The organism is Pseudomonas sp. MF6767 (genome assembly GCF_016405475.1).
In the GTDB taxonomy this organism is placed as follows: Bacteria; Pseudomonadota; Gammaproteobacteria; order Pseudomonadales; family Pseudomonadaceae; genus Aquipseudomonas; species Aquipseudomonas paracarnis.
In genome coordinates, this window is sequence record NZ_JAEKCY010000005.1 from 241,688 (window position 1) to 261,438 (window position 19,751).

The 19,751-nt window shown below is 60.2% G+C and carries 17 protein-coding genes; 10 read left to right on the plus strand and 7 right to left on the minus strand.

Features of this window, described 5'->3' with window-relative positions:
* Positions 1 to 58 precede the first annotated feature (58 nt).
* The 5 genes from cysM (at position 59) to JFT58_RS11395 (ending at position 6,235) form a co-directional block, all read left to right on the plus strand.
* Complete coding sequence (cysM, locus tag JFT58_RS11375; RefSeq protein WP_054897826.1) at positions 59 to 961, plus strand: cysteine synthase CysM; 903 nt, start codon at positions 59 to 61, stop codon at positions 959 to 961.
* Entirely contained in the window at positions 961 to 2,313 is a 1,353-nt protein-coding gene (gene rlmD / locus JFT58_RS11380; protein ID WP_054897825.1) for a 23S rRNA (uracil(1939)-C(5))-methyltransferase RlmD, read from the plus strand. Before cysM ends, rlmD begins: the two co-directional genes overlap by 1 nt.
* Before the next feature lie 120 nt (positions 2,314 to 2,433).
* The gene (gene relA, locus JFT58_RS11385) at positions 2,434 to 4,677 is read left to right on the plus strand and encodes a GTP diphosphokinase (RefSeq protein WP_005790193.1); all 2,244 of its coding nucleotides are present in this window, start codon (positions 2,434 to 2,436) and stop codon (positions 4,675 to 4,677) included.
* A gap of 153 nt (positions 4,678 to 4,830) precedes the next feature.
* A complete protein-coding gene (mazG, locus tag JFT58_RS11390; protein ID WP_034128320.1) occupies positions 4,831 to 5,664 on the plus strand; it encodes a nucleoside triphosphate pyrophosphohydrolase in 834 nt (277 codons plus the stop codon).
* Between the two features lie 25 nt (positions 5,665 to 5,689).
* On the plus strand, positions 5,690 to 6,235 hold the full coding sequence (locus JFT58_RS11395; RefSeq protein ID WP_014719402.1) for a DUF2058 domain-containing protein: 546 nt from the start codon (positions 5,690 to 5,692) through the stop codon (positions 6,233 to 6,235).
* A gap of 66 nt (positions 6,236 to 6,301) precedes the next feature.
* On the opposite strand, the gene JFT58_RS11400 is transcribed toward JFT58_RS11395, so the two are convergent.
* The 7 genes from JFT58_RS11400 to purM form a co-directional block, all read right to left on the minus strand.
* Positions 6,302 to 8,422, minus strand: coding sequence for a TonB-dependent receptor (locus JFT58_RS11400; RefSeq protein ID WP_054897824.1), 2,121 nt, complete (start codon positions 8,420 to 8,422; stop codon positions 6,302 to 6,304).
* 2 nt (positions 8,423 to 8,424) lie between these two features.
* Positions 8,425 to 9,645 (minus strand): MFS transporter, encoded by a 1,221-nt coding sequence (locus tag JFT58_RS11405; RefSeq protein WP_054897823.1) that lies wholly within the window; start codon positions 9,643 to 9,645, stop codon positions 8,425 to 8,427.
* Entirely contained in the window at positions 9,635 to 11,560 is a 1,926-nt protein-coding gene (locus JFT58_RS11410; protein WP_103299621.1) for an IucA/IucC family protein, read from the minus strand. The genes JFT58_RS11405 and JFT58_RS11410 overlap by 11 nt, the downstream gene beginning before the upstream one ends.
* Before the next feature lie 186 nt (positions 11,561 to 11,746).
* Positions 11,747 to 11,935, minus strand: a complete 189-nt coding sequence (locus JFT58_RS11415; protein ID WP_003193064.1) for a hypothetical protein — start codon at positions 11,933 to 11,935, stop codon at positions 11,747 to 11,749.
* Between the two features lie 372 nt (positions 11,936 to 12,307).
* Entirely contained in the window at positions 12,308 to 13,021 is a 714-nt protein-coding gene (locus JFT58_RS11420) for a DUF3108 domain-containing protein (protein WP_014719399.1), read from the minus strand.
* Between the two features lie 8 nt (positions 13,022 to 13,029).
* Positions 13,030 to 13,680: a phosphoribosylglycinamide formyltransferase gene (gene purN, locus JFT58_RS11425; protein ID WP_003193061.1), complete on the minus strand. Its 651-nt coding sequence runs from the start codon at positions 13,678 to 13,680 to the stop codon at positions 13,030 to 13,032.
* A complete protein-coding gene (purM, locus tag JFT58_RS11430) occupies positions 13,680 to 14,738 on the minus strand; it encodes a phosphoribosylformylglycinamidine cyclo-ligase (protein WP_014719398.1) in 1,059 nt (352 codons plus the stop codon). Before purM ends, purN begins: the two co-directional genes overlap by 1 nt.
* A 341-nt stretch (positions 14,739 to 15,079) precedes the next feature.
* Here purM and JFT58_RS11435 point away from each other — a divergent pair, with 341 nt between their 5' ends.
* The 5 genes from JFT58_RS11435 to JFT58_RS11455 all read left to right on the plus strand — a co-directional run bounded on the left by JFT58_RS11435 (position 15,080) and on the right by JFT58_RS11455 (position 19,682).
* Positions 15,080 to 16,120, plus strand: a complete 1,041-nt coding sequence (locus JFT58_RS11435) for a DUF2066 domain-containing protein (protein WP_054899064.1) — start codon at positions 15,080 to 15,082, stop codon at positions 16,118 to 16,120.
* A gap of 55 nt (positions 16,121 to 16,175) precedes the next feature.
* A complete protein-coding gene (locus JFT58_RS11440) occupies positions 16,176 to 17,249 on the plus strand; it encodes an AI-2E family transporter (RefSeq protein ID WP_003193054.1) in 1,074 nt (357 codons plus the stop codon).
* A 205-nt stretch (positions 17,250 to 17,454) separates the two neighbouring features.
* A complete protein-coding gene (gene hda, locus JFT58_RS11445) occupies positions 17,455 to 18,159 on the plus strand; it encodes a DnaA regulatory inactivator Hda (protein ID WP_014719395.1) in 705 nt (234 codons plus the stop codon).
* Positions 18,160 to 18,368: 209 nt separating this feature from the next.
* Positions 18,369 to 18,998, plus strand: coding sequence for a C40 family peptidase (locus tag JFT58_RS11450; protein WP_003193051.1), 630 nt, complete (start codon positions 18,369 to 18,371; stop codon positions 18,996 to 18,998).
* A 144-nt stretch (positions 18,999 to 19,142) separates the two neighbouring features.
* Entirely contained in the window at positions 19,143 to 19,682 is a 540-nt protein-coding gene (locus JFT58_RS11455) for a C40 family peptidase (protein ID WP_003193049.1), read from the plus strand.
* Positions 19,683 to 19,751: the final 69 nt, after the last annotated feature.

Below are 19,751 nucleotides of genomic sequence, written 5' to 3' on the forward strand. Positions count from 1 at the left end.
GGCCCGCCGGCCTTTCCCGGTATGATGTGCGCCCCGCAGTCTGGATTGCGAATACGCCATGACCTTGCAGTACCCAACAATCGCCGATTGTGTCGGCAACACGCCCCTGGTCCGCTTGCAACGCATGGCGGGTGAAACCAGCAATACCTTGTTGCTCAAACTCGAGGGCAACAACCCGGCCGGCTCGGTCAAAGACCGCCCGGCGCTGTCGATGATCGCCCGCGCCGAGTTGCGTGGGCAGATCCAACCCGGTGACACCCTGATCGAAGCCACCTCGGGTAACACCGGGATCGCCCTGGCCATGGCCGCAGCGATCAAGGGTTACAAGATGGTCCTGATCATGCCCGACAACGGCAGCGCCGAGCGCAAGGCGGCGATGACCGCCTATGACGCCCAGCTGATCCTGGTGACCCAGGAAGAAGGCATGGAAGGTGCGCGCGATCTTGCCGAGCGCATGGCCGCCGAAGGCCGTGGCGTGGTGCTCGATCAGTTCGCCAACGGCGACAACCCCGAGGCGCACTACACCAGCACCGGCCCGGAGATCTGGCGCCAGACCCAGGGCACCATCACCCACTTCGTCAGCTCCATGGGCACCACCGGTACCATCATGGGCAACTCGCGCTACCTCAAGGAGCAGAACCCGGCGATCCAGATTGTCGGCCTGCAACCGATGGAAGGCGCGGCCATCCCGGGTATTCGCCGCTGGCCCGAAGAGTATTTGCCGAAGATCTACAACGCCACGCGGGTAGACCGCATCATCGACATGGCCCAGCGCGAAGCCGAAGACACCACGCGCCGCCTGGCCCGTGAAGAAGGCATCTTCTGCGGTGTGTCCTCCGGCGGCGCCGTGGCCGGTATGTTGCGCTTGTCCAAAGAAGTGGAAAACGCGGTGATCGTCGCGATCATCTGTGACCGAGGCGACCGTTACCTGTCGACCGGCATTTTCGACGAACCCAACTGATGGCCAAGCACGAGAGAGGCCTGCGCTTCCAACCGACGGGCGGCAGCCGGGCCCCACAGATACCCGTGGGCAAGAAACAGCGCCTGACCATCGAGCGCCTGGCCAATGATGGCCGGGGCATCGTGTTCTTTGAAGGCCGCACCTGGTTTGTGAACGGTGCGTTGGCCGGCGAAGAGGTGGAGGCACGGGTGTTGGGCGCCCATGGCAAAGTGGTCGAGGCGCGCACCGAGCGGGTCTTTCAGGCCAGCGAGTTGCGTCGCCCGGCACCCTGCGCCCATGTTGGCCGCTGCGGCGGTTGCAGCGTGCAGCACCTGCCCCATGAAGAACAACTTGCCCTGAAACAGCGCATGCTTGCCGAGCAATTGTCCCGGGTGGCCGGTGTCGAGCCACAGGAGTGGGCAGCGCCGTTGAGCGGGCCGGAGTTCGGTTATCGGCGCCGCGCCCGTGTGGCCGTACGTTGGGACGCCAAGGCAAAGAAACTCGAAGTGGGTTTTCGCGCCGTGGCCAGCCAGGACATCGTCGCAATCGATGATTGCCCGGTGCTGGTACAGGCCTTGCAACCGATCATGCAGCGTTTGCCAACGATGCTGCGTCGCTTGAGCAAACCGCAGGCGTTGGGGCATGTCGAGTTGTTCAGCGGTTCGTCCATCGCCGTGTTGCTGCGGCATATGGCGCCGTTGTCCGAGGCTGACCTGCAGATCCTCAAGGAATTCTGCACCTTCCATGACGCCCAATTGTGGCTGCACGGGGAAGGGCAGCCGGAGCCCGTCGAGCCGGGTCAGGCCTTGGGCTTCCGTTTGGAGGCGTGGGATCTGGAGCTGGCGTACCGGCCGGGCGACTTTGTGCAGGTCAACGCCGGGGTCAACCAGGCGATGGTCGCCCAAGCGCTGCAATGGCTGGCGCCACAAGCCGACGAACGGGTACTGGACCTGTTTTGCGGCCTGGGCAACTTCGCCCTGCCACTGGCTCGCCACGTACGCGAAGTGGTGGCGGTGGAGGGCGTACAGGCCATGGTGGACCGTGCGGCCCTCAATGCCGTCAGCAACCATTTGCATAACGCACAGTTTTTTCAGGCCGATTTGTCCCAGCCTTTGACCGACGCAGAATGGACCAAACAGGGCTTTTCTGCGGTACTCTTGGACCCACCCCGCGATGGTGCCCTGGAGGTTGTGCGCAAACTTGCAGCCTTGGGGGCCAAGCGCCTGGTGTATGTGTCCTGCAACCCAGCCACGCTGGCGCGAGACACGGTTGAGTTGGTCAAGCAAGGCTACCGGCTAAAGCGTGCCGGGATCCTCGACATGTTTCCGCAGACCGCGCATGTCGAGGCCATGGCGTTATTTGAAGCGGGCTAGGATGCCCGTTTAATCCGACTGGCCTGCGTTCTCCAGGGCCTGAACACTGCCACGGAGCTCGCAGTAAAGTCGGCGATGATTTTGGCGCATCGAAGGTGCGTCGTAGGGAAGGTAAGCAAGATGGTACAGGTGAGAGCACACCAGCCGATCAACACCGACGGCAGTATCAATCTCGAGGCATGGCTGGATCATGCCGTCAGTGTCGACCCGGCACTGGACCGTGAAGCCTTGAAAGCAGCCTGCGAGTTCGCTCGTGAGTCTGAACAGCAAGACAATGCGGCCAAGAACCTGTGGGCCGAAGGCACTTCAAGTTTTCGCACTGGCCTGGAAATCGCCGAGATCCTGGCCGATCTCAAGCTGGACCAGGATTCGCTGATCGCCGCCGTGCTCTATCGCGGCGTACGCGAAGGGCATATTCCGTTGGCCACCGTTGGCCAGCGTTTCGGTTCGGTGGTGGCCAAGCTGATCGACGGCGTGCTGCGCATGGCCGCCATCAGTGCCAGCCTCAGCCCGCGTCAATCCATGGTGCTGGGCACCCAGGGCCAGGTAGAAAACCTGCGCAAAATGCTGGTAGCGATGGTCGACGATGTGCGCGTCGCCCTGATCAAGCTGGCCGAGCGTACCTGCGCGATCCGTGCGGTGAAGACCGCCGATGATGAAAAGCGCAACCGTGTGGCCCGCGAAGTCTTCGACATCTACGCGCCGCTGGCCCATCGCCTGGGCATCGGCCATATCAAGTGGGAGCTGGAGGATTTGTCCTTCCGCTACCTGGAACCTGACCAGTACAAACAGATCGCCACGCTGCTGCATGAGCGGCGCCTGGACCGCGAGCGCTTTATCAGCGACGTGATGGGCCAGTTGCGTTCGGAGCTGCAGGCCACCGGCGTGGACGCGGACATCAGCGGCCGCGCCAAGCACATCTATTCCATCTGGCGCAAAATGCAGCGCAAAGGCCTGGCCTTCAGCCAGATCTACGACGTGCGTGCGGTGCGCGTGCTGGTGCCGGAAATGCGCGACTGCTACACCGCGCTGGGTATCGTCCACACCCTGTGGCGGCACATTCCCAAGGAATTTGACGACTATATCGCCAACCCCAAGGAAAACGGCTACCGCTCGCTGCACACCGCCGTGATCGGCCCTGAAGGCAAGGTGCTGGAAGTGCAGATCCGCACCCACGCCATGCACGAAGAAGCCGAGCTGGGGGTGTGTGCGCACTGGCGCTACAAGGGCACCGACGTCAAGGCCGGGTCCAACCAGTACGAAGAGAAGATCTCCTGGCTGCGCCAAGTGCTGGAATGGCACGAAGAACTCGGCGACATCGGCGGCCTGGCCGAACAACTGCGGGTGGATATCGAGCCGGACCGGGTCTATATCTTCACGCCTGACGGCCACGCCATCGACTTGCCCAAGGGCGCCACGCCGCTGGACTTCGCCTACCGCGTGCACACCGAAATCGGGCATAACTGCCGCGGCGCCAAGATCAACGGGCGCATCGTGCCGCTCAACTACAGCCTGCAAACCGGTGAACAGGTCGAGATCATCACCAGCAAGCACGGTACGCCGAGCCGCGACTGGCTGAACCCGAACCTGGGTTACATCACCACTTCGCGGGCGCGGGCGAAGATCGTCCACTGGTTCAAGCTGCAGGCGCGTGACCAGAACGTCGCCGCCGGCAAAACCTTGCTTGAACGCGAACTGGCGCGCCTGGGCCTGCCTCAGGTGGACTTCGACAAGCTGGCCGAAAAGGCCAACATGAAGATCGCCGAAGACATGTTTGCCGCCCTCGGCGCGGGCGACCTGCGCCTGGCGCAACTGGTCAACCTGGCCCAGCAACTGGTCGAGCCGGAGCGCGGTAACGAACAGCTGGAGCTGATCCCGCGCAAAGCCACTGGCTACAAGCCGGGCAAGCGTGGCGATATCCAGATCCAGGGCGTGGGCAACCTGATGACGCAAATGGCCGGCTGCTGCCAGCCGTTGCCGGGCGACGCCATTGTCGGCTACATCACCCAGGGCCGTGGCGTGAGCATTCACCGCCAGGATTGCGCCTCGGTGCTGCAACTGGGCGGGCGCGAACCGGAGCGGATCATCCAGGTCAGCTGGGGCCCGGTGCCGGTGCTCACTTACCCTGTCGACATCATCATCCGTGCCTACGACCGTTCCGGCTTGCTGCGTGACGTCTCGCAAGTGCTGCTCAACGAGCGGATCAACGTGCTGGCGGTCAACACCCGTTCGAACAAGGAAGACAACACTGCATTGATGTCCCTGACCATCGAGATTCCGGGGCTGGACGCACTGGGACGGTTGCTGGGGCGGATTTCCCAGTTGCCGAACATCATCGAAACCCGGCGCAACCGCACCCCATGATTAGCAGGATGACAGCCGACTGACATGTGGAGTTGTTTTCTGTGGGAACTGGCTTGCCTGCGATAGCATCACCTCGGTTTAACTGAAGCACCGAGTCGCAAGCATCGCAGGCAAGCCAGCTCCCACATTGGATTTTCAGCGGAAAGAGATACGATGTATTCACTCGAAGACCTGCTGCACCTGATGAGCCGCCTGCGCGACCCGCAGTACGGCTGCCCGTGGGACATCAAGCAAACCTACGCGACCATCGTCCCGCACACGCTGGAGGAGGCCTATGAAGTGGCCGACGCCATCGAGCGCGGCGACTTTGACCATCTGCAAGGCGAACTGGGCGATCTGCTGTTCCAGGTGGTGTATTACAGCCAACTGGCCCGGGAAGAAGGGCGCTTCGAATTTGCCGGCGTGATCGACAGCATCACTCGTAAGTTGATTCGCCGGCATCCTCACGTGTTCCCAACCGGCGACCTGTACGCACCGCTGGATATCCCGCAGTTGAGCGAAGAACAGGTCAAGGAGCGCTGGGAGCAGATCAAAGCTGAGGAGCGCGCAGAAAAGTCCGACGTTCCCGAGCAACTCTCCCTACTCGATGATGTGCCCACCGCCTTACCCTCGTTGTCCCGTGCGGCCAAATTGCAAAAGCGCGCCAGCCAGGTTGGTTTCGACTGGCCTTCCGCGTTGCCGGTGGTGGACAACGTGCGCGAAGAGTTGGACGAAGTGCTCGAAGCCATGGCCGATAACGATGCGGCGGCCATCGCCGATGAAGTCGGCGACCTGCTGTTTGCCGCGGTCAACCTGGCCCGTCACCTCAAGGTCGACCCGGAAACTGCCTTGCGCGGTGCCAATGCCAAGTTCGAACGACGTTTCCGATTTATCGAACAGGCATTGCGCGATACACACCAACCCATAGAAGATTGCACCCTCGAAGAGTTGGACGCCCTCTGGGGTGAAGCCAAACGTCAGGAAAAGAATGTGTCCAGCTGCGGTTGAGCAGTTGCCTAAGTGAGTAAGCACCATGAGCCTTTCCCTTCGCGACCAGTTGCTCAAAGCAGGTCTGGTCAACCAAAAGCAGGCCAAGCAGGTCGGCAAAGAGAAACAGAAACAGCAGCGCCTGGTCCACAAAGGCCAGGCCGAAGTCGATGACACCCAGGCGCGCCTGGCTGCTGAGGCACACGCCGAGAAGGTCAAGCGTGACCAGGAGCTGAACCGTCAGCAGCAGGAAAAAGCCGAGGCCAAGGCGCGTACTGCCCAGGTCAAGCAACTGATCGAGACCTCGCGTCTGCCCAAGCTGACCACCGAGGATTACTACAACTTCGTGGATGACAAGAAGGTCAAGCGCCTGTCGGTCAACACGCTGATGCGCAACAAGCTGAGCAACGGCTCCCTGGCCATCGTGCACCACGGTGGCGGCTACGAGGTGATCCCGCGGGAAGCGGCGCTGAAGATCCAGGAGCGCGCTCCGGAGCGTATCGTGCAGCTCAACATCCTCACCGAAAGCCAGGTGCCGGACGAGGATGATCCGTACGCCGCTTACCAGATCCCTGATGATCTGATGTGGTAAGGCGCTGGAAATGACAAACCCCGCCAAAAGGCGGGGTTTGTGTTTTAAGCGTGCAGCACCAGCCGGTTACCAATCCACTGCGTAACTCAGGCTGAAGGTACGACCCTCGGCATTCGGGTACGGTGCGCGAGCGTTGGCCTGGGCGAACATGTTCTGGTAGTTGCGGTTGGTGAGGTTGTACACCGCACCTTCGAGGCGGCCTACCGGTAGCCTTACCGAGCCCAGCAGGTCGACCAGGGTGTAGCCCTGGATATCGCGACCGTTGTTGTCCTTGGCCGCAGCGTCATAATTGGCCAGGCGCATTCCCTGCAAGCGCAGGCTGTAGTCGTCACGCTCATAGCCGACAAACGCTGTGGTCTTGGCGGGGGAGATGCGGGTGGCAGGCAGGTCGATCCACTTGCCGTTCTGCTGGGTCTCGCCTTTGGCGTAAGCGTAAGTACCACCGACGGACCATTGGTCGGTGATGTTATAGGTCAGGCCGGTTTCGACGCCACGCACGCGTTCTTTCTGATTGATCAGGCGCAGCACACGATCATTGGCATCATAGAACTGCGTGACATCCGAGGTGTTTTCGTACGCGGTGACACTGGCCTGCCACTTGTCCCAGTCGCCACGCCAGCCCAGCTCGTAACTGTCGACCTTCAAGGCCTGGGCATTGAGGTCCTGGATATCGTATTTGCTGTTCACGTCACGCAGGAAGCGCTGGATATCCGGCAGGGAAAAGCCCTGGCTGAAGTTGACGAACACATCCTGGTTGTCGGTCAGGTGGTACACCGCACCGAGGTTATAGAGCGTGTCATCGTATTTGAGCGTGCCGCCGGGCAGTGTCGCGCGGTTGCCGGTCTGGACGATTTCGCCGTATGCGATGCTGTCGGAGACCTTGCTTTCAATCCATTCGCGACGTACGCCACCGCGCAAGGTCCAGTTGTCGATGTCGTAGGAGAGCTGGCCAAAGATGGCTTTGGTGGTGGTCTCGATATCTGGACCCAGTTCGAACGTGGTACCGGTTTTCGTGTAGGTCAGGCCATTGACCCGGTATTGGTCGCCACGCTGGCGTGACGTTTCATGGTCGTAGTCCGCGCCCCATACCAGGTTGCCCGTTGCCGGGCCGATGTCTGGCATCTGGGTATCGACCGCTGCACGCAGGCCGTAGACGTCCTGCACGCTGTTGTTATCTGACACGCCTGCCCGGCCTCGGGACAGGTCTGGAAAGAACAGGGCGTCGGCCCGCCGCCAGTAGCTTTCGATCTGCAGGCCCTGGCCGTAGAAATCCTTGTCGGCGTAGTTGAGGTTGACCGCCTGGTTGTGGGTGTAGGGTTGGTCGCCCAGGTCCAGGCCTTTTACGGCGACTGCGTTGCTGGTGATGCGGGGGTTCTTGGTGTAGCGGGTGTCTTGTTCGTCCTTGTAGTCTTGCAGCGACAGGCTGATCTTCTTGTCGTCATCAAGCTCATAGCCGAAGCGACCTTGCAGGTCGTAGGTATCGGTGTCCATGTTGCTGCCCTGGGACGTGTCCTGGGGAATGCGCTTGCCATTACCGTCGAACTGATCGTTGCGCTGCACGGTGTTGCCCGAGAGGTACCAGTCCACCGGGCCTTTGCGCCCGGTGGCGCTTTGGAACGCCTGGTAAGCGAACCCCTTGTGGCTGAGGTTGTTGCCGGCGGTCATGCCGATCTTGCTGCTGAACGCCAGGTCTTCACCTTGGTTGCGTTTGGTGATGATGTTGATGATGCCGCCCGATGCGCCTGCGCCGTAGACACTGCTGGCGCCGGAGATCACTTCGATACGCTCGATGCTTTCCGGTGCCACGCTGTTGAGCTGGCGGAAGTTATCGCGCGTGGCGTTTTGCGAAACCCCGTCGATCAGGATCAGGGTATTGCGCCCGCGAAGCGTCTGGCCGAAGTTGCTCATGCCGCCGCTGGAAGGGGCAATGCCAGGCACCAGTTGGCCGAGGATATCTGCAACCCGACGTCCTGCCCCGGTCTGCTGGCGGATTTGCGCTTCATTGATCACCTGCACTGAGCCTGGAATCTGCGCAATGCTGGTTTCGCTGCGCGTGGCCGATACCACTGTCGCCTGCAGTTGCAGACTGGTCGGGGCTGCCTGTGTCTGCTCTGTCTGATCGGCCCAGGCAGGGGCACTTATTGACCCAAGAAGTGGCAGCAGTACTGCCCATTGCGATGTGTTCATGATCATGTCTCAGAGTTATTAGAAGTATTGACAGAAAAATCGGATGTCTCAGGCGCTCGCGCAAACGAACGGATGGCGCGGATACTCACGGCGGCCAAGGCATAGGTCAGTGCGACCAGCCAGAAGCTGTGTGCCAGGCCTACCCACCCCATGCCGATACCGCCCAACAATGCGCCGCACAGCGCACCAGCTTTCGCGGCGCTGTTGCCCATGCCCAGGGCAAAACCCTGCTGGCTGTGCGCTACGGTAGTGGCGATCAGTGTGTAGGCCACGGGCAACAAAGCCCCCTGCCACACGCCCCACAGCAGCCTGCTGGCGATGAACCCCAACCACTCACTGGCCAGCGCCGTGCAGGCCAGCGTGAGCGCGCAGGCCCAGGTGACCCACTCGATGATGCGCAGCGTATGGGCTGGCTGATGTCGATCGAACAGGCGGCCCCACAACGGCGCGGACAGTGCCAGGGTCAAGGCACTGGCGCCATAGCTGGCGCCGATCAGCCACACGGGCGCGTGCAAAACCTGGGCGACATATAAGGCGTAAAACGGTTGCGGCATCATCCTGGCTGCCTGGATCAATACGATGATCCCCAGCATCGCGCCAATCCAGCCTCTGGGGAGTGCGGCAGGCTTGGACGTGCGGGCAGGTCTCGATCGTGGTGAGTCGCTGGGTAAAAACACGCTGATTATCGCGCACAACAGGCAGACGACGGTGGCGCTGTAGCACAGCAATGCGAAACCGGATATGTCCATGAGCCAGCCGCCCAATACCGGTCCGGCCAGGGAGCCTACAGCGGTGGCTGATTGCAGTCGTGCAAGAATGTGCCCGCGCCCACCCTCGCCGCAGCAGGCCAGTGCGTAGGCTTGGGCCGCTGCAATGAAGCCGGCCAACGCACCTTGCACCACGCGGATGACCACCAGCCACCACGGATCAGGCGTTATCGCAGCCAGCGCCTGGCACACCGCCAGTGCCAGCAATGCGCGGATGATCATGGGCTTATGGCCGGTACGGTCGCCCAGCTTCCCCCACATGGGTGTGAGAATCATCGCTGCCATCATCGGCCCGGCATACACCAGCGAAGACAGCAGGCCGGTGTACTGGGCATTTGCAGTGCCCAGCAACTTCTGGATTTGCAGCGGCCAGAACGGGCCGCTCATTTCCATCGCCCCCATCGACACCAACTGAATCACCACCAGCAGCCGCAGCGCTGTGTTGTTAGTCGGCATTGGCGGCCGCGCTCAACGGGTTAGGCAACCGCCCGACGATATCGGCATGACTCTCCAGCAGGCGCATGCGCATGAACGACTTGGCCGGCCATGCTTGCTCCAGCAGTGCTTCGCGCTCGGTGGCCCAGCGCTGCGGATCAACCTGCGAGCGCATGTCGTCAAAACACTGGCTGACCTGAGCTGACAGTTCATTCCAGAGCAGCGCCTGGGGGATGTCGAAGTGGCGCGCGGCAAGCAGGATGAGCTCGCCCAGATGGCACATGAAAACGGTGTGCAGCAGCTTGTCCCGTACGAAACCTGCGTCGTCGTACAGCGTCATCTTCGGGTCGTGCAGTTCAATGTCCAGGCCGTGGGCGTGCAAGGTTTTGCGGTCGATACGGATATCGCCGAAATCGCGTAACAGCAGGCGGCTCAATTGCCCGTCTGCGGCCATGACCATAAAAGAGTTCTGCTGATGGGCCTCGAATGCAACGCCGTAGCGCAAATACATGCCCAGCAGCGCCGGCACACTGATCGCCGCGTAATCATGGAAGAAGGCGAGCATGGCCGCCGCGTCATCCTTGCCTTGGCTCAGGCGCACCCATTGGCGCAGCAGCGGCTGGCCGTGTTGATCAATGGCAAACAGGCTGCCCACCGGCACGGCCATTTCGTCCGGCTGGAGCTGGCTCTGGGGATTGTCGCGATAGAGCACCGCCAAGTGGCGGGAGTGCTCGTCATTGGCCGGTTGTGGCTGGAAATGCACACCGATACGCTCGGGAACGATGTTCAGGCATTTTTGAATCGCAGGCTCGCGTTCCAGGATGCTCAGCAGCAGATGGCTGATCCGTGGGCCCATGCGCGCTGAACGCGGCGATACGGTGCGCTGTACGCTGGTCAGGCGCAGTGACACGGGCAGTTTGACCATCGGTGCATCGCGACGGCCTTCAGGCAACACGGTTCTGAATGACATGGTGGGGTGGGCAGTAAACGCGACGATATCGGTCAGCACCAGCAGTTTGTCGCCGATTTCGTTGGCGAACAGTTGAGGCAACTCCTGGCGTGCCTGCCAAGGGTGGGCGGGCAATGGCAGATAATCGCCTGCCTGAAGGCCCTGTGCTTGCAGGACTGCGGTCAATTGCTGTGCCGCTTGCGGGAAGTGCTCGCTCCACCACTGCCAGTAATCGGCGGTACCGGCCAACTTTTCGACATGGGCAAATTGGCGATGCAGCGCGCACAGCAGCACCGGGAAGCGTGCTTCGAACTCTGGCGAATAGTCGATGACTTGCTCGGTATTCAGGCCCAGCTTGGTCTTGTAATTGGGATGCCATGGGTGACCCAGTGTTCCCCACTGTTCAAGCACGGAAGTCGGGTTGATAACGCTCGGGCTGTTTTTGAGATGACTCAGCAGATTGTCTTGATGCTCCGGGCCCAGGGATGCATGCAGCTTGAGCGTCCATTGCTCATGGAAGGCGAGGCACAAGGTGTCGTTGATGAAGCTGTCGTCGATCTCTACGTTGAGGCGGTTGAGCACTTCCCGGTCGGCAGGCGACTCGAGGCTGGCGTTAAGCAACGTCAACAACTGTGAGGGGAACTGGATTTTCTGTTCGGGCTGGCCTTCGCGCAACAGGATGACTTCGCCACGCAGGTCCCAGCTTGCCATGCGGCCAGGGTGCAAATGTTCGAAACGCAATCGGGCCTGGCAAGCCAGTGTCAGCGAGCAATGGCCATGTTCGTCATAAAGGAGAGTGCTGGGGTCCAGCAGGCTTTCACGAAACAATGCTTGGATCAGGCGTTGGAAGCTACGTTCGGCGGCAGGTGCCAGCGTATTGATCAGGGCTTCGAGGCTGACGTGGCTGGCCTTAAATTGCGCAGTGGCAAGTGCTTCGCTCCAGCGTTCCAGTAACGCGTTTTCTGGCTTGCTGCTATTTCCATGCATCTAATTGATTCCCTGATTCGTGAGCCTGAATGAAAAGCGAACGAATGATATCGAGAATCATTATTTGTGTGTGTTTTTGTTACATTAATTTATGGCGATTATTGACAAAAAAACCGCGCCCCAAAGGCGCGGTTTCTCGTAAACGGCCCGGCTGCGTGGGCCGGGCGTCCACATGATTTCAGAGCTTCAGGAGCTTTTTGCCTGGCGTTGCAGTTCGAGAGTTTCGAGCTCGTTTTTATAGTTGTGGGCGTCGCTCTCGTTGTGAAACATGCCGACCAATACGTCTTGCTGATGGACATCCCAGATGTGAATCCCGTGGCCTACTGCTTCATGGGACATATGTTCATCGTCGCGTTCAGTTACTTTTACAGTCATCTGCTTGCTCCAATCTCTGGTTGATCTGCGGCAAGTCGTCGCAGGCCTCTGTTATATGATTTGTTAGCTTGCTAAGTAAACTGATTTTGCGCGCAATAATTCATTGCGGGGAACGCAACAATGCTGCAGGCCTTGTAAACTGTGACATTGCGCCGCAGCTGCAAGGGATTTATGACAAAAGTTTCATGTTGGGATCGGCCTGTTTATCGGGGTTGACCCTGCCGCCGCTATCGCAGGCAAGCCAGCTCCCACCGGGAAATGCATTCCAATGTGGGAGCTGGCCTACCTGCGAGTGGTAGTGGCTCCCCCTGAAATCCCAGGCAAAAAAAAGCCCCGCATTCAGCGAGGCTCTTTTCCAGCACGTCAGCGCAATCAGCTGCCTTTGACGGCCTTACCGTCAACGGTGCCATCCTGCAGCATGATGTTGTATTCCTTGCCGTCAGTCTCGACCTGACGCAGGGCAACCAGAATGCCGCCCTGGTCCTTGGCAAACCACATCTGCGTGATGCGCTTGCTCTGCGACGGGTCGCGCACGCGCTCGACCTTGATCGCGTCGATCGAACCGACCTTGGTCTGGACCTTTTCCGAGCCGATCACGCGGAAGTCGTAGGTATCGGTATCAGTACCCTCAACCACGCGGTAGCTCATGCTCTTCTTGCCCGCGGCAACATCGCGTTGCAGAGCAAGTTGGTAGGTGGACTTGTCGAGCATGCCGCTTTCGAGCGTGACATTGACCGGGTCTTTGTTTTCAAAGCCGGTGACTTTCTTGGCGCTCTGGTCGAAGTCCAGGTTGATCTTCTTCGCCTTGCCCAGGCCGCCGCGTTCGAAGCTGTAGCTCTTGGGTTGCAGGGTGTCCTTGTCGAACAGGATCACACTGGTTTCGGTCAGGCTGGCAATCATCATCGAGGCCTTGAAATTCAAGGTCCAGGTACCGTCGCCATTCTTGCTCAGGCTGCGTTCAGCCGAACCGCTCATGGGCAGTTGTTTCCAGTCGGCGGTGTAGCTGACGGAGAAGGGGTGAAGGTCTGCCGCTTGTACGGCAGGCAAAGCGAACAGCGCAAAAGCGAAAAGCAGGGCGCGACGCATAAAATCTCCTAGGTTCGAATCAAGTGGCCGCTGGCCGCGAGTAACTGGCCGTCCAATAATGCACCCTGGTCGCCAAGAATCAACCGTCCTTCGGCAAACCAGCGAACAGCCAGCGGGTAAATCCTGTGTTCCTGGGTATGAACCCGTTGCGCAAGCGTCTGCGCCGAGTCGCCTGACTCTACCGGAACCACTGCCTGTACGACCAGAGGCCCGCCATCGAGTTCCTCGGTCACAAAGTGCACGCTGCAGCCATGCTCACTGTCGCCGGCGTCGAGGGCGCGCTGGTGGGTGTGCATGCCTTTGTACTTGGGCAGCAGGGAAGGGTGGATATTGAGCAGGCGCCCTTCGTAGTGCCGGACGAAATCTGCGCTGAGGATGCGCATGAAACCCGCAAGGACCACGAGTTTGGGGTTGAAGGCGTCGATCAGTTCGATCAAGGCGCTGTCGAAGGCCTCGCGACCGTCGAACGCCTTATGATCCAGGGAGCGAGTATCGATACCCGCGTCACGGGCGCGTTGCAGACCGTAGGCGTCGCTGCGGTTGGAAATCACCGCAGCGATGCGCACCGGGCTGTCGCCGGTGCGCGTGCTGTCGATCAGGGCCTGCAAGTTACTGCCGGTGCCGGAAAGCAGCACCACGACATCACAGGTCTGGGGCATCAGTGAGCCTTGAGGTTCTTCAGTTCAACCTGGGCTGCGCCTTCGGCAGCAGTGGCGATCTGGCCAATGACCCAAGGTTGCTCGCCGGCTTCACGCAGCACGTTCAGTGCGGTTTCAACGTGTTCCTGCGCAACGCATATCACCATGCCTACGCCGCAGTTCAGCACGCGGTGCATTTCGGTTTCGTTGACGTTGCCTTTTTCCTGCAGCCAATCGAAGACAGCCGGGCGCTGCCAGCTGGCCACGTCGACAATCGCCTGGGCGCCTTTTGGCAGTACGCGCGGGATGTTGTCCAGCAGGCCGCCACCGGTAATGTGGGCCATGGCCTTGACGGCGCCGGTGTCCTTGATCAGCTTGAGCAGTGGCTTGACGTAGATGCGGGTCGGCGCCATCAGCAGGTCGGTCAGTGGCTTGCCGTCGAGCTGGATGTTCTCGATGTCGGCGCCGGACACTTCGATGATCTTGCGGATCAGCGAGTAGCCGTTGGAGTGCGGGCCGGACGATGGCAGGGCGAGCAGGGCGTCACCAGCAGCTACTTTGGAGCCGTCGATGATCTCGGCTTTTTCCACCACACCGACACAGAAGCCGGCCAGGTCGTAGTCTTCGCCTTCGTACATGCCTGGCATTTCAGCGGTTTCACCGCCGACCAGGGAGCAACCCGACAATTCGCAGCCGGCGCCGATGCCGGTCACGACCTGGGTCGCGGTCTCGACATTGAGCTTGCCGGTGGCGTAGTAGTCGAGGAAGAACAGCGGCTCGGCGCCGCACACCACCAGGTCGTTGACGCACATGGCGACAAGGTCGATGCCGATGCTGTCGTGCTTGTTCAGGTTCAGGGCCAGGCGCAGCTTGGTGCCCACGCCGTCGGTGCCGGACACCAATACAGGCTGCTTGTAGCCGGCCGGGATTTCGCAGAGGGCGCCAAAACCGCCCAGGCCACCCATGACTTCAGGGCGCGCAGTGCGCTTGGCGACGCTCTTGATGCGTTCGACCAATGCTTCACCGGCGTCGATGTCTACACCGGCGTCCTTGTAGCTCAGGGAGGGTTGCTTGCTCATGATCCAGGCCTTTAGGGGGGATTTCTGGGTAACGACCGGGCGGGCGGGGGCTTTTGGAAAGGGCCCTGCCGTTGACGGTCTGCGAAGGCGCGCGATTTTATCAGGCTTGAGGGGCAGCGGCCATCCTCGGGCCGACGGGCAGGGCATATGAGCTCAAAAAAATGCAAATCGGGCCGGTAATCGTGCGTATTAAGGTATAGCCTTGAGCTCGCTAGCGTTATGACAGTATGAAAACTTACCGGGACCCTGTGAATGTTTTACCGGTCGCTGTGTCACAGCCTTGCCAAACCGAGATCACGCGGTCTGTTCCAACCGCTAAATTTGTCGTTCGGGAATCTTCCATGCGTCTGTGTAAATTCTTCTTTGTGGGCTGTTTGTCGTTGGTCAGCCTGGCGAGTCATGCCGAAACCCTCAATGGCCTCTATCAAGTACTTGAACCGGTCAGCAGCCAGTCGCCCCAAGAGCGCGACCAGGCCACCCAGCGTGCCGTGCAGACCCTGGTGATCCGCCTGACCGGCGACGCCAAGGCCGCCGATGGCCCGGGCCTGGCAGCGATCCGCAAAGACCCGCAACAAATCATCAGCCAGTACGGCTACGACGCCGGCCCGCCGGAAAGCCTGCAAGTAGACTTCGACCCGGTCAGCACCGACCGCGCCTTGCGGGATGCGGGCCTGTCGATCTGGGGCAGCAACCGGCCGTCGATCCTGGGTTGGTGGCTGAACGATTCAACTGAAGGCAGCAGCCTGGTCGGCGATGGCCAGGCCGTTGCCCAGGCCCTGCGCCGGGCCGCGCAACACAGGGGTCTGCCGCTGCGCTTGCCGTTGGGAGACCTGGATGAACAGGTAGTCGCCACCGCGCCGAATCTTGAAAGCCCCGACGCCACGCCTTTGCGCGCAGCCTCCGAGCGTTACGGTGCCGATGCTTTGCTGGCGGTGCATGCGCGCCAGGAAGGCACTCAATGGCAGGCCAAATGGCGCCTGTGGCTGGGCGACAAGGCTGAGGAGGGCACCGCCCAAGGCGCTGACACTGCCGCGCTCGCCGATGCGGTATTGCTGGCGGTCAGCCAAAAGCTGGCGCCACGCTTTGCGGTCAAGCCGGGCGTGAGCACTGAGCAACTGCTTGAGGTACAAGGCATGAACCTTGAGCGCTACGCCGCCCTGGGTCGTTTGCTGGAGCCCTTTGGCGGCCAGCCGCAGTGGGTGGATGGCAACCGGATTGTGTATCGCGTCAATGGCAGCGCCGAACAACTGCGCACCCAATTGAGCCTGGCCAAGCTGCAGGAAATTCCTGCTGGCGAAGCCCCGGCCCAGCCAGCCGTGATCGATGGCACGCAACCGGCTGTTGCACCTGAGCCCCAGGCGCAATTGCGTTTTCGTTGGTAAATAGTGTTCCTCCTTCTATATAGAAGAAGGGCGTAAAAAACAGATGGAGTGGTTTATGGCGGATACGCGTCGTTGGGTGTGGCTTGGCGGGATTGTCCTGCTGTGCGTTTTTGTGTTCTTGCTGCATTCGATCCTGACGCCGTTCCTGGTGGCGCTGCTGCTCGCCTACCTGTTCGATCCGGTGGTGGATCGCCTGGAAAAAGTCGGCATGTCGCGCACCTGGGGCGTGATCACGGTGTTTGCGCTGTTCACGTTGATCATCACGGCGCTGGTGTTGATATTGGTGCCGATGTTGGCCAAGCAGCTGTTTCGCCTCTATGAGCTGGCGCCGCAGATGCTCGACTGGTTGCAGCACACGGCGATGCCGTGGGCCCAGTCCAAGTTCGGGCTGGCGGATGGCTTCTGGAAGTTCGACAAGGTCAAGGCAGCCATCAGCGAGCACATGGACAAGACCACCGATATCGTTACGGTGGTGCTCAGCCAGGCGACTGCATCGAGCCTGGCGCTGATCGGCTGGTTGACCAACCTGGTGCTGATCCCGGTGGTGGCGTTCTACCTGCTGCGAGACTGGGACATCATGATGGCCAAGATCCGCAGCCTGCTCCCCCGCGACCGGGAAGAGCGTGTTGTTTCCCTGGCAGCGGAGTGTCATGAGGTATTGGGTGCGTTCGTGCGTGGCCAGTTGCTGGTGATGCTGGCCCTGGGGGTGATTTACGCTGCCGGCCTGATGGCGATCGGCTTGGAGCTGGGGCTGTTGATCGGCTTGATCGCGGGCCTGGCGGCCATCGTGCCCTACATGGGCTTTGTGATCGGCATCGGCGCGGCGCTGGTGGCCGGGCTGTTCCAGTTCGGCGGCGACCTGTACCCGATGCTGGGGATTGTCGCAGTGTTCATGGTGGGCCAGGCCTTGGAAGGCATGGTGCTGACGCCACTGCTGGTGGGCGATCGAATCGGCCTGCACCCGGTGGCAGTGATCTTTGCGATTTTGGCGGGTGGCGAGCTGTTCGGCTTTACCGGCATCCTGTTGGCGCTGCCGGTGGCGGCGGTGATCATGGTGCTGGTGCGCCATGTGCACGACCTGTACAAGGATTCGGACGTGTATACCGGGGTGGATGAGCCCGAGTTGTAATCGCGGTGTCACAAACCCGGTCCAGGCCGGGTTTGTTGTTTCTGGCCCCGGGGTGCGTCAAACAAACTGCGTAAAACCTCCGGGTTAACGCAAACCTTTGATTTTGCTTGTGGTCTGCTGCATTGTGCGCCCGGCGTCACGGGTATAAACTTTGCAAACTTTACATAGAGGCCACTAACGGTTCGATGGGAGCCGTTCAGTCAGCATGAAACCGATTCAGCTGCCCCTAGGTGTGCGTCTGCGTGATGACGCTACCTTTATCAACTACTACCCAGGCGCCAATGCCGCTGCACTCGGCTATGTGGAGCGGCTTTGCGAAGCCGACGCCGGGTGGACTGAAAGCCTGATCTATCTGTGGGGCAAGCATGGCGTGGGGCGTACCCATCTGCTGCAGGCCGCGTGCCTGCGTTTCGAGCAGACGGGCGAGCCGGCGGTCTACCTGCCCTTGGCCGAGTTGATGGACCGCGGGATCGGCATCTTCGATAACCTTGAGCAATATGAACTGGTGTGTCTCGACGACCTGCAGGCAGTGGCCGGCAAGCCGGAGTGGGAAGAGGCGCTGTTTCATCTGTTCAACCGCTTGCGCGATAGCGGCCGGCGCTTGCTGATCGCTGCGTCCACCTCGCCGCGTGAACTGCCGGTGAAGCTGGCTGACCTCAAGTCGCGCCTGACCCTGGCGTTGATCTTCCAGATGCGCCCGTTATCCGATGAGGACAAGCTGCGTGCGCTGCAACTGCGCGCTTCCCGTCGTGGCCTGCACCTGACTGACGAAGTCGGGCACTTTATCCTCACCCGTGGCACCCGCAGCATGAGCGCGCTGTTCGATTTGCTTGAGCAACTCGACCAGGCTTCCTTGCAGGCACAAAGAAAATTGACGATCCCTTTCCTGAAAGAAACCTTGGGCTGGTAAGGTCTTGATTTTCCGTGTGTCGGCATTTTCAAGGCGTCAGAAAACCTGCGTTTGAGCCAGAAGGGCTACGCAACTGAAGCGATAAATGGAATCACGGCTTAGATGGCATAGTCGAAACGATAAGTCACATAGATCGCGATTGAATTTGCAAATCGATGTGATAGAGGGCATAGTCTCGGCTTCTTTACACATCAGCCACGGTCGTGCCCATGCTAAATCGCTTCGCACCCCTCGTGCCTCTCGCACTCGTTACCCTGTTGTTTGGCTGCGCCTCCCACCCTCAGCAGGTGGCAGAGCAGCAAAAACCACAGGTTCAAAATCAGGCAAAGTTCGTTGCTGCACAGTCTGCTTCTGTTTATGAAGAAGAGGTGGCAACCGAAAAAGAACTCGCCGAGTTCTCTGACAGCAAGCCTTACCAACTGCCTCTTCTGGCCGACAGTATCCTTGAGCGCGGCATGTCCTTGATCGGTACCCGTTACCGTTTCGGCGGCACCTCGGAAGCCGGTTTTGATTGCAGTGGTTTCATTGGCTACCTGTTTCGTGAAGAAGCCGGCATGAATCTGCCGCGCTCTACACGCGAGATGATCAACGTGAATGCACCGTTGGTCGCACGCAACAACCTCAAGCCCGGTGATCTGCTTTTCTTTAGTACCAGTGGCCGCGGTCGTGTCAGTCATGCCGGTATCTACCTGGGCGATAACCAATTTATCCACTCCAGCAGCCGCCGCAGTGGTGGTGTTCGGGTCGATAACCTGGGTGACAGCTACTGGAGCAAAACCTTCATCGAAGCCAAGCGTGCACTCGCCATGGCTCCGACTACGGTTACCGCTAGTAAGTAAAGTTAAAGTGATACTTGAAGTTTGACGTGTAAGCGCTAGAATCCCTGGACATTGTTGTCATCCGTTCGCGCGAGCTTTGCTTGCGCGTTCTGGTTTTCAACGTTCGGCAGCGAAAGCCGCATCCAGACCAGGATTGTTCTGCACATGTCGACCTCGGCCCGCCTGATGCTTATTGTTTGCGCCGCGCTGCTCAGCGCCTGCGCCAGTCGTACACCGCCGCCCGCGCCCGTCGCGGTCAAGCCTAAGCCGGTGTTCAACTATGCCACCCAGAATTTCTCGCCTGCTGCCGAAGACGTGCTCTTTCGTGCGCTGGGCCTGGTCGGCACACCTTACCGCTGGGGCGGCAACACACCGGACTCGGGGTTTGATTGCAGTGGCCTGATCGGCTTTGTATTCCGCGACGCTGCCGGCATCTCATTGCCGCGCACCACCCGTGAATTGATCGTGATGCGTGCCCAGGACGTCAGCGAACAAAACCTGCAAACCGGCGACCTGCTGTTCTTCGCTACCGGTGGTGGTTCGCGGGTCAGCCATGCGGGCATCTATGTGGGGGAGGGCCGCTTCGTACACGCGCCTCAAACCGGCGGTACGGTGAAGCTGGATACGCTATCCAAAGCGTATTGGCAGAATGCCTACCTGAGTGCCAAACGCGTGTTGCCAGGAAATCTGGCGCGTAATCCCTGAATCAATAAAACTCCAAAATGTGGGAGCGGGCTTGCCCGCGAATGCAGTGTGTCAGTCAACGGCTTGGTT

Excerpts from the sequence above, each read along its gene's own strand:
- JFT58_RS11415 (WP_003193064.1), bottom strand. The coding sequence starts at position 11,935 with ATGACTGTAAAAGTAACTGAACGCGACGATGAACATATGTCCCATGAA.
- hda (WP_014719395.1), top strand. The coding sequence starts at position 17,455 with ATGAAACCGATTCAGCTGCCCCTAGGTGTGCGTCTGCGTGATGACGCT.
- JFT58_RS11440 (WP_003193054.1), top strand. The coding sequence starts at position 16,176 with ATGGCGGATACGCGTCGTTGGGTGTGGCTTGGCGGGATTGTCCTGCTG.
- JFT58_RS11450 (WP_003193051.1), top strand. The coding sequence starts at position 18,369 with ATGCTAAATCGCTTCGCACCCCTCGTGCCTCTCGCACTCGTTACCCTG.
- mazG (WP_034128320.1), top strand. The coding sequence starts at position 4,831 with ATGTATTCACTCGAAGACCTGCTGCACCTGATGAGCCGCCTGCGCGAC.
- JFT58_RS11435 (WP_054899064.1), top strand. The coding sequence starts at position 15,080 with ATGCGTCTGTGTAAATTCTTCTTTGTGGGCTGTTTGTCGTTGGTCAGC.
- JFT58_RS11395 (WP_014719402.1), top strand. The coding sequence starts at position 5,690 with ATGAGCCTTTCCCTTCGCGACCAGTTGCTCAAAGCAGGTCTGGTCAAC.
- JFT58_RS11410 (WP_103299621.1), bottom strand. The coding sequence starts at position 11,560 with ATGCATGGAAATAGCAGCAAGCCAGAAAACGCGTTACTGGAACGCTGG.
- cysM (WP_054897826.1), top strand. The coding sequence starts at position 59 with ATGACCTTGCAGTACCCAACAATCGCCGATTGTGTCGGCAACACGCCC.
- purM (WP_014719398.1), bottom strand. The coding sequence starts at position 14,738 with ATGAGCAAGCAACCCTCCCTGAGCTACAAGGACGCCGGTGTAGACATC.
- JFT58_RS11400 (WP_054897824.1), bottom strand. The coding sequence starts at position 8,422 with ATGAACACATCGCAATGGGCAGTACTGCTGCCACTTCTTGGGTCAATA.
- rlmD (WP_054897825.1), top strand. The coding sequence starts at position 961 with ATGGCCAAGCACGAGAGAGGCCTGCGCTTCCAACCGACGGGCGGCAGC.
- JFT58_RS11405 (WP_054897823.1), bottom strand. The coding sequence starts at position 9,645 with ATGCCGACTAACAACACAGCGCTGCGGCTGCTGGTGGTGATTCAGTTG.
- purN (WP_003193061.1), bottom strand. The coding sequence starts at position 13,680 with ATGCCCCAGACCTGTGATGTCGTGGTGCTGCTTTCCGGCACCGGCAGT.
- JFT58_RS11455 (WP_003193049.1), top strand. The coding sequence starts at position 19,143 with ATGTCGACCTCGGCCCGCCTGATGCTTATTGTTTGCGCCGCGCTGCTC.
- relA (WP_005790193.1), top strand. The coding sequence starts at position 2,434 with ATGGTACAGGTGAGAGCACACCAGCCGATCAACACCGACGGCAGTATC.
- JFT58_RS11420 (WP_014719399.1), bottom strand. The coding sequence starts at position 13,021 with ATGCGTCGCGCCCTGCTTTTCGCTTTTGCGCTGTTCGCTTTGCCTGCC.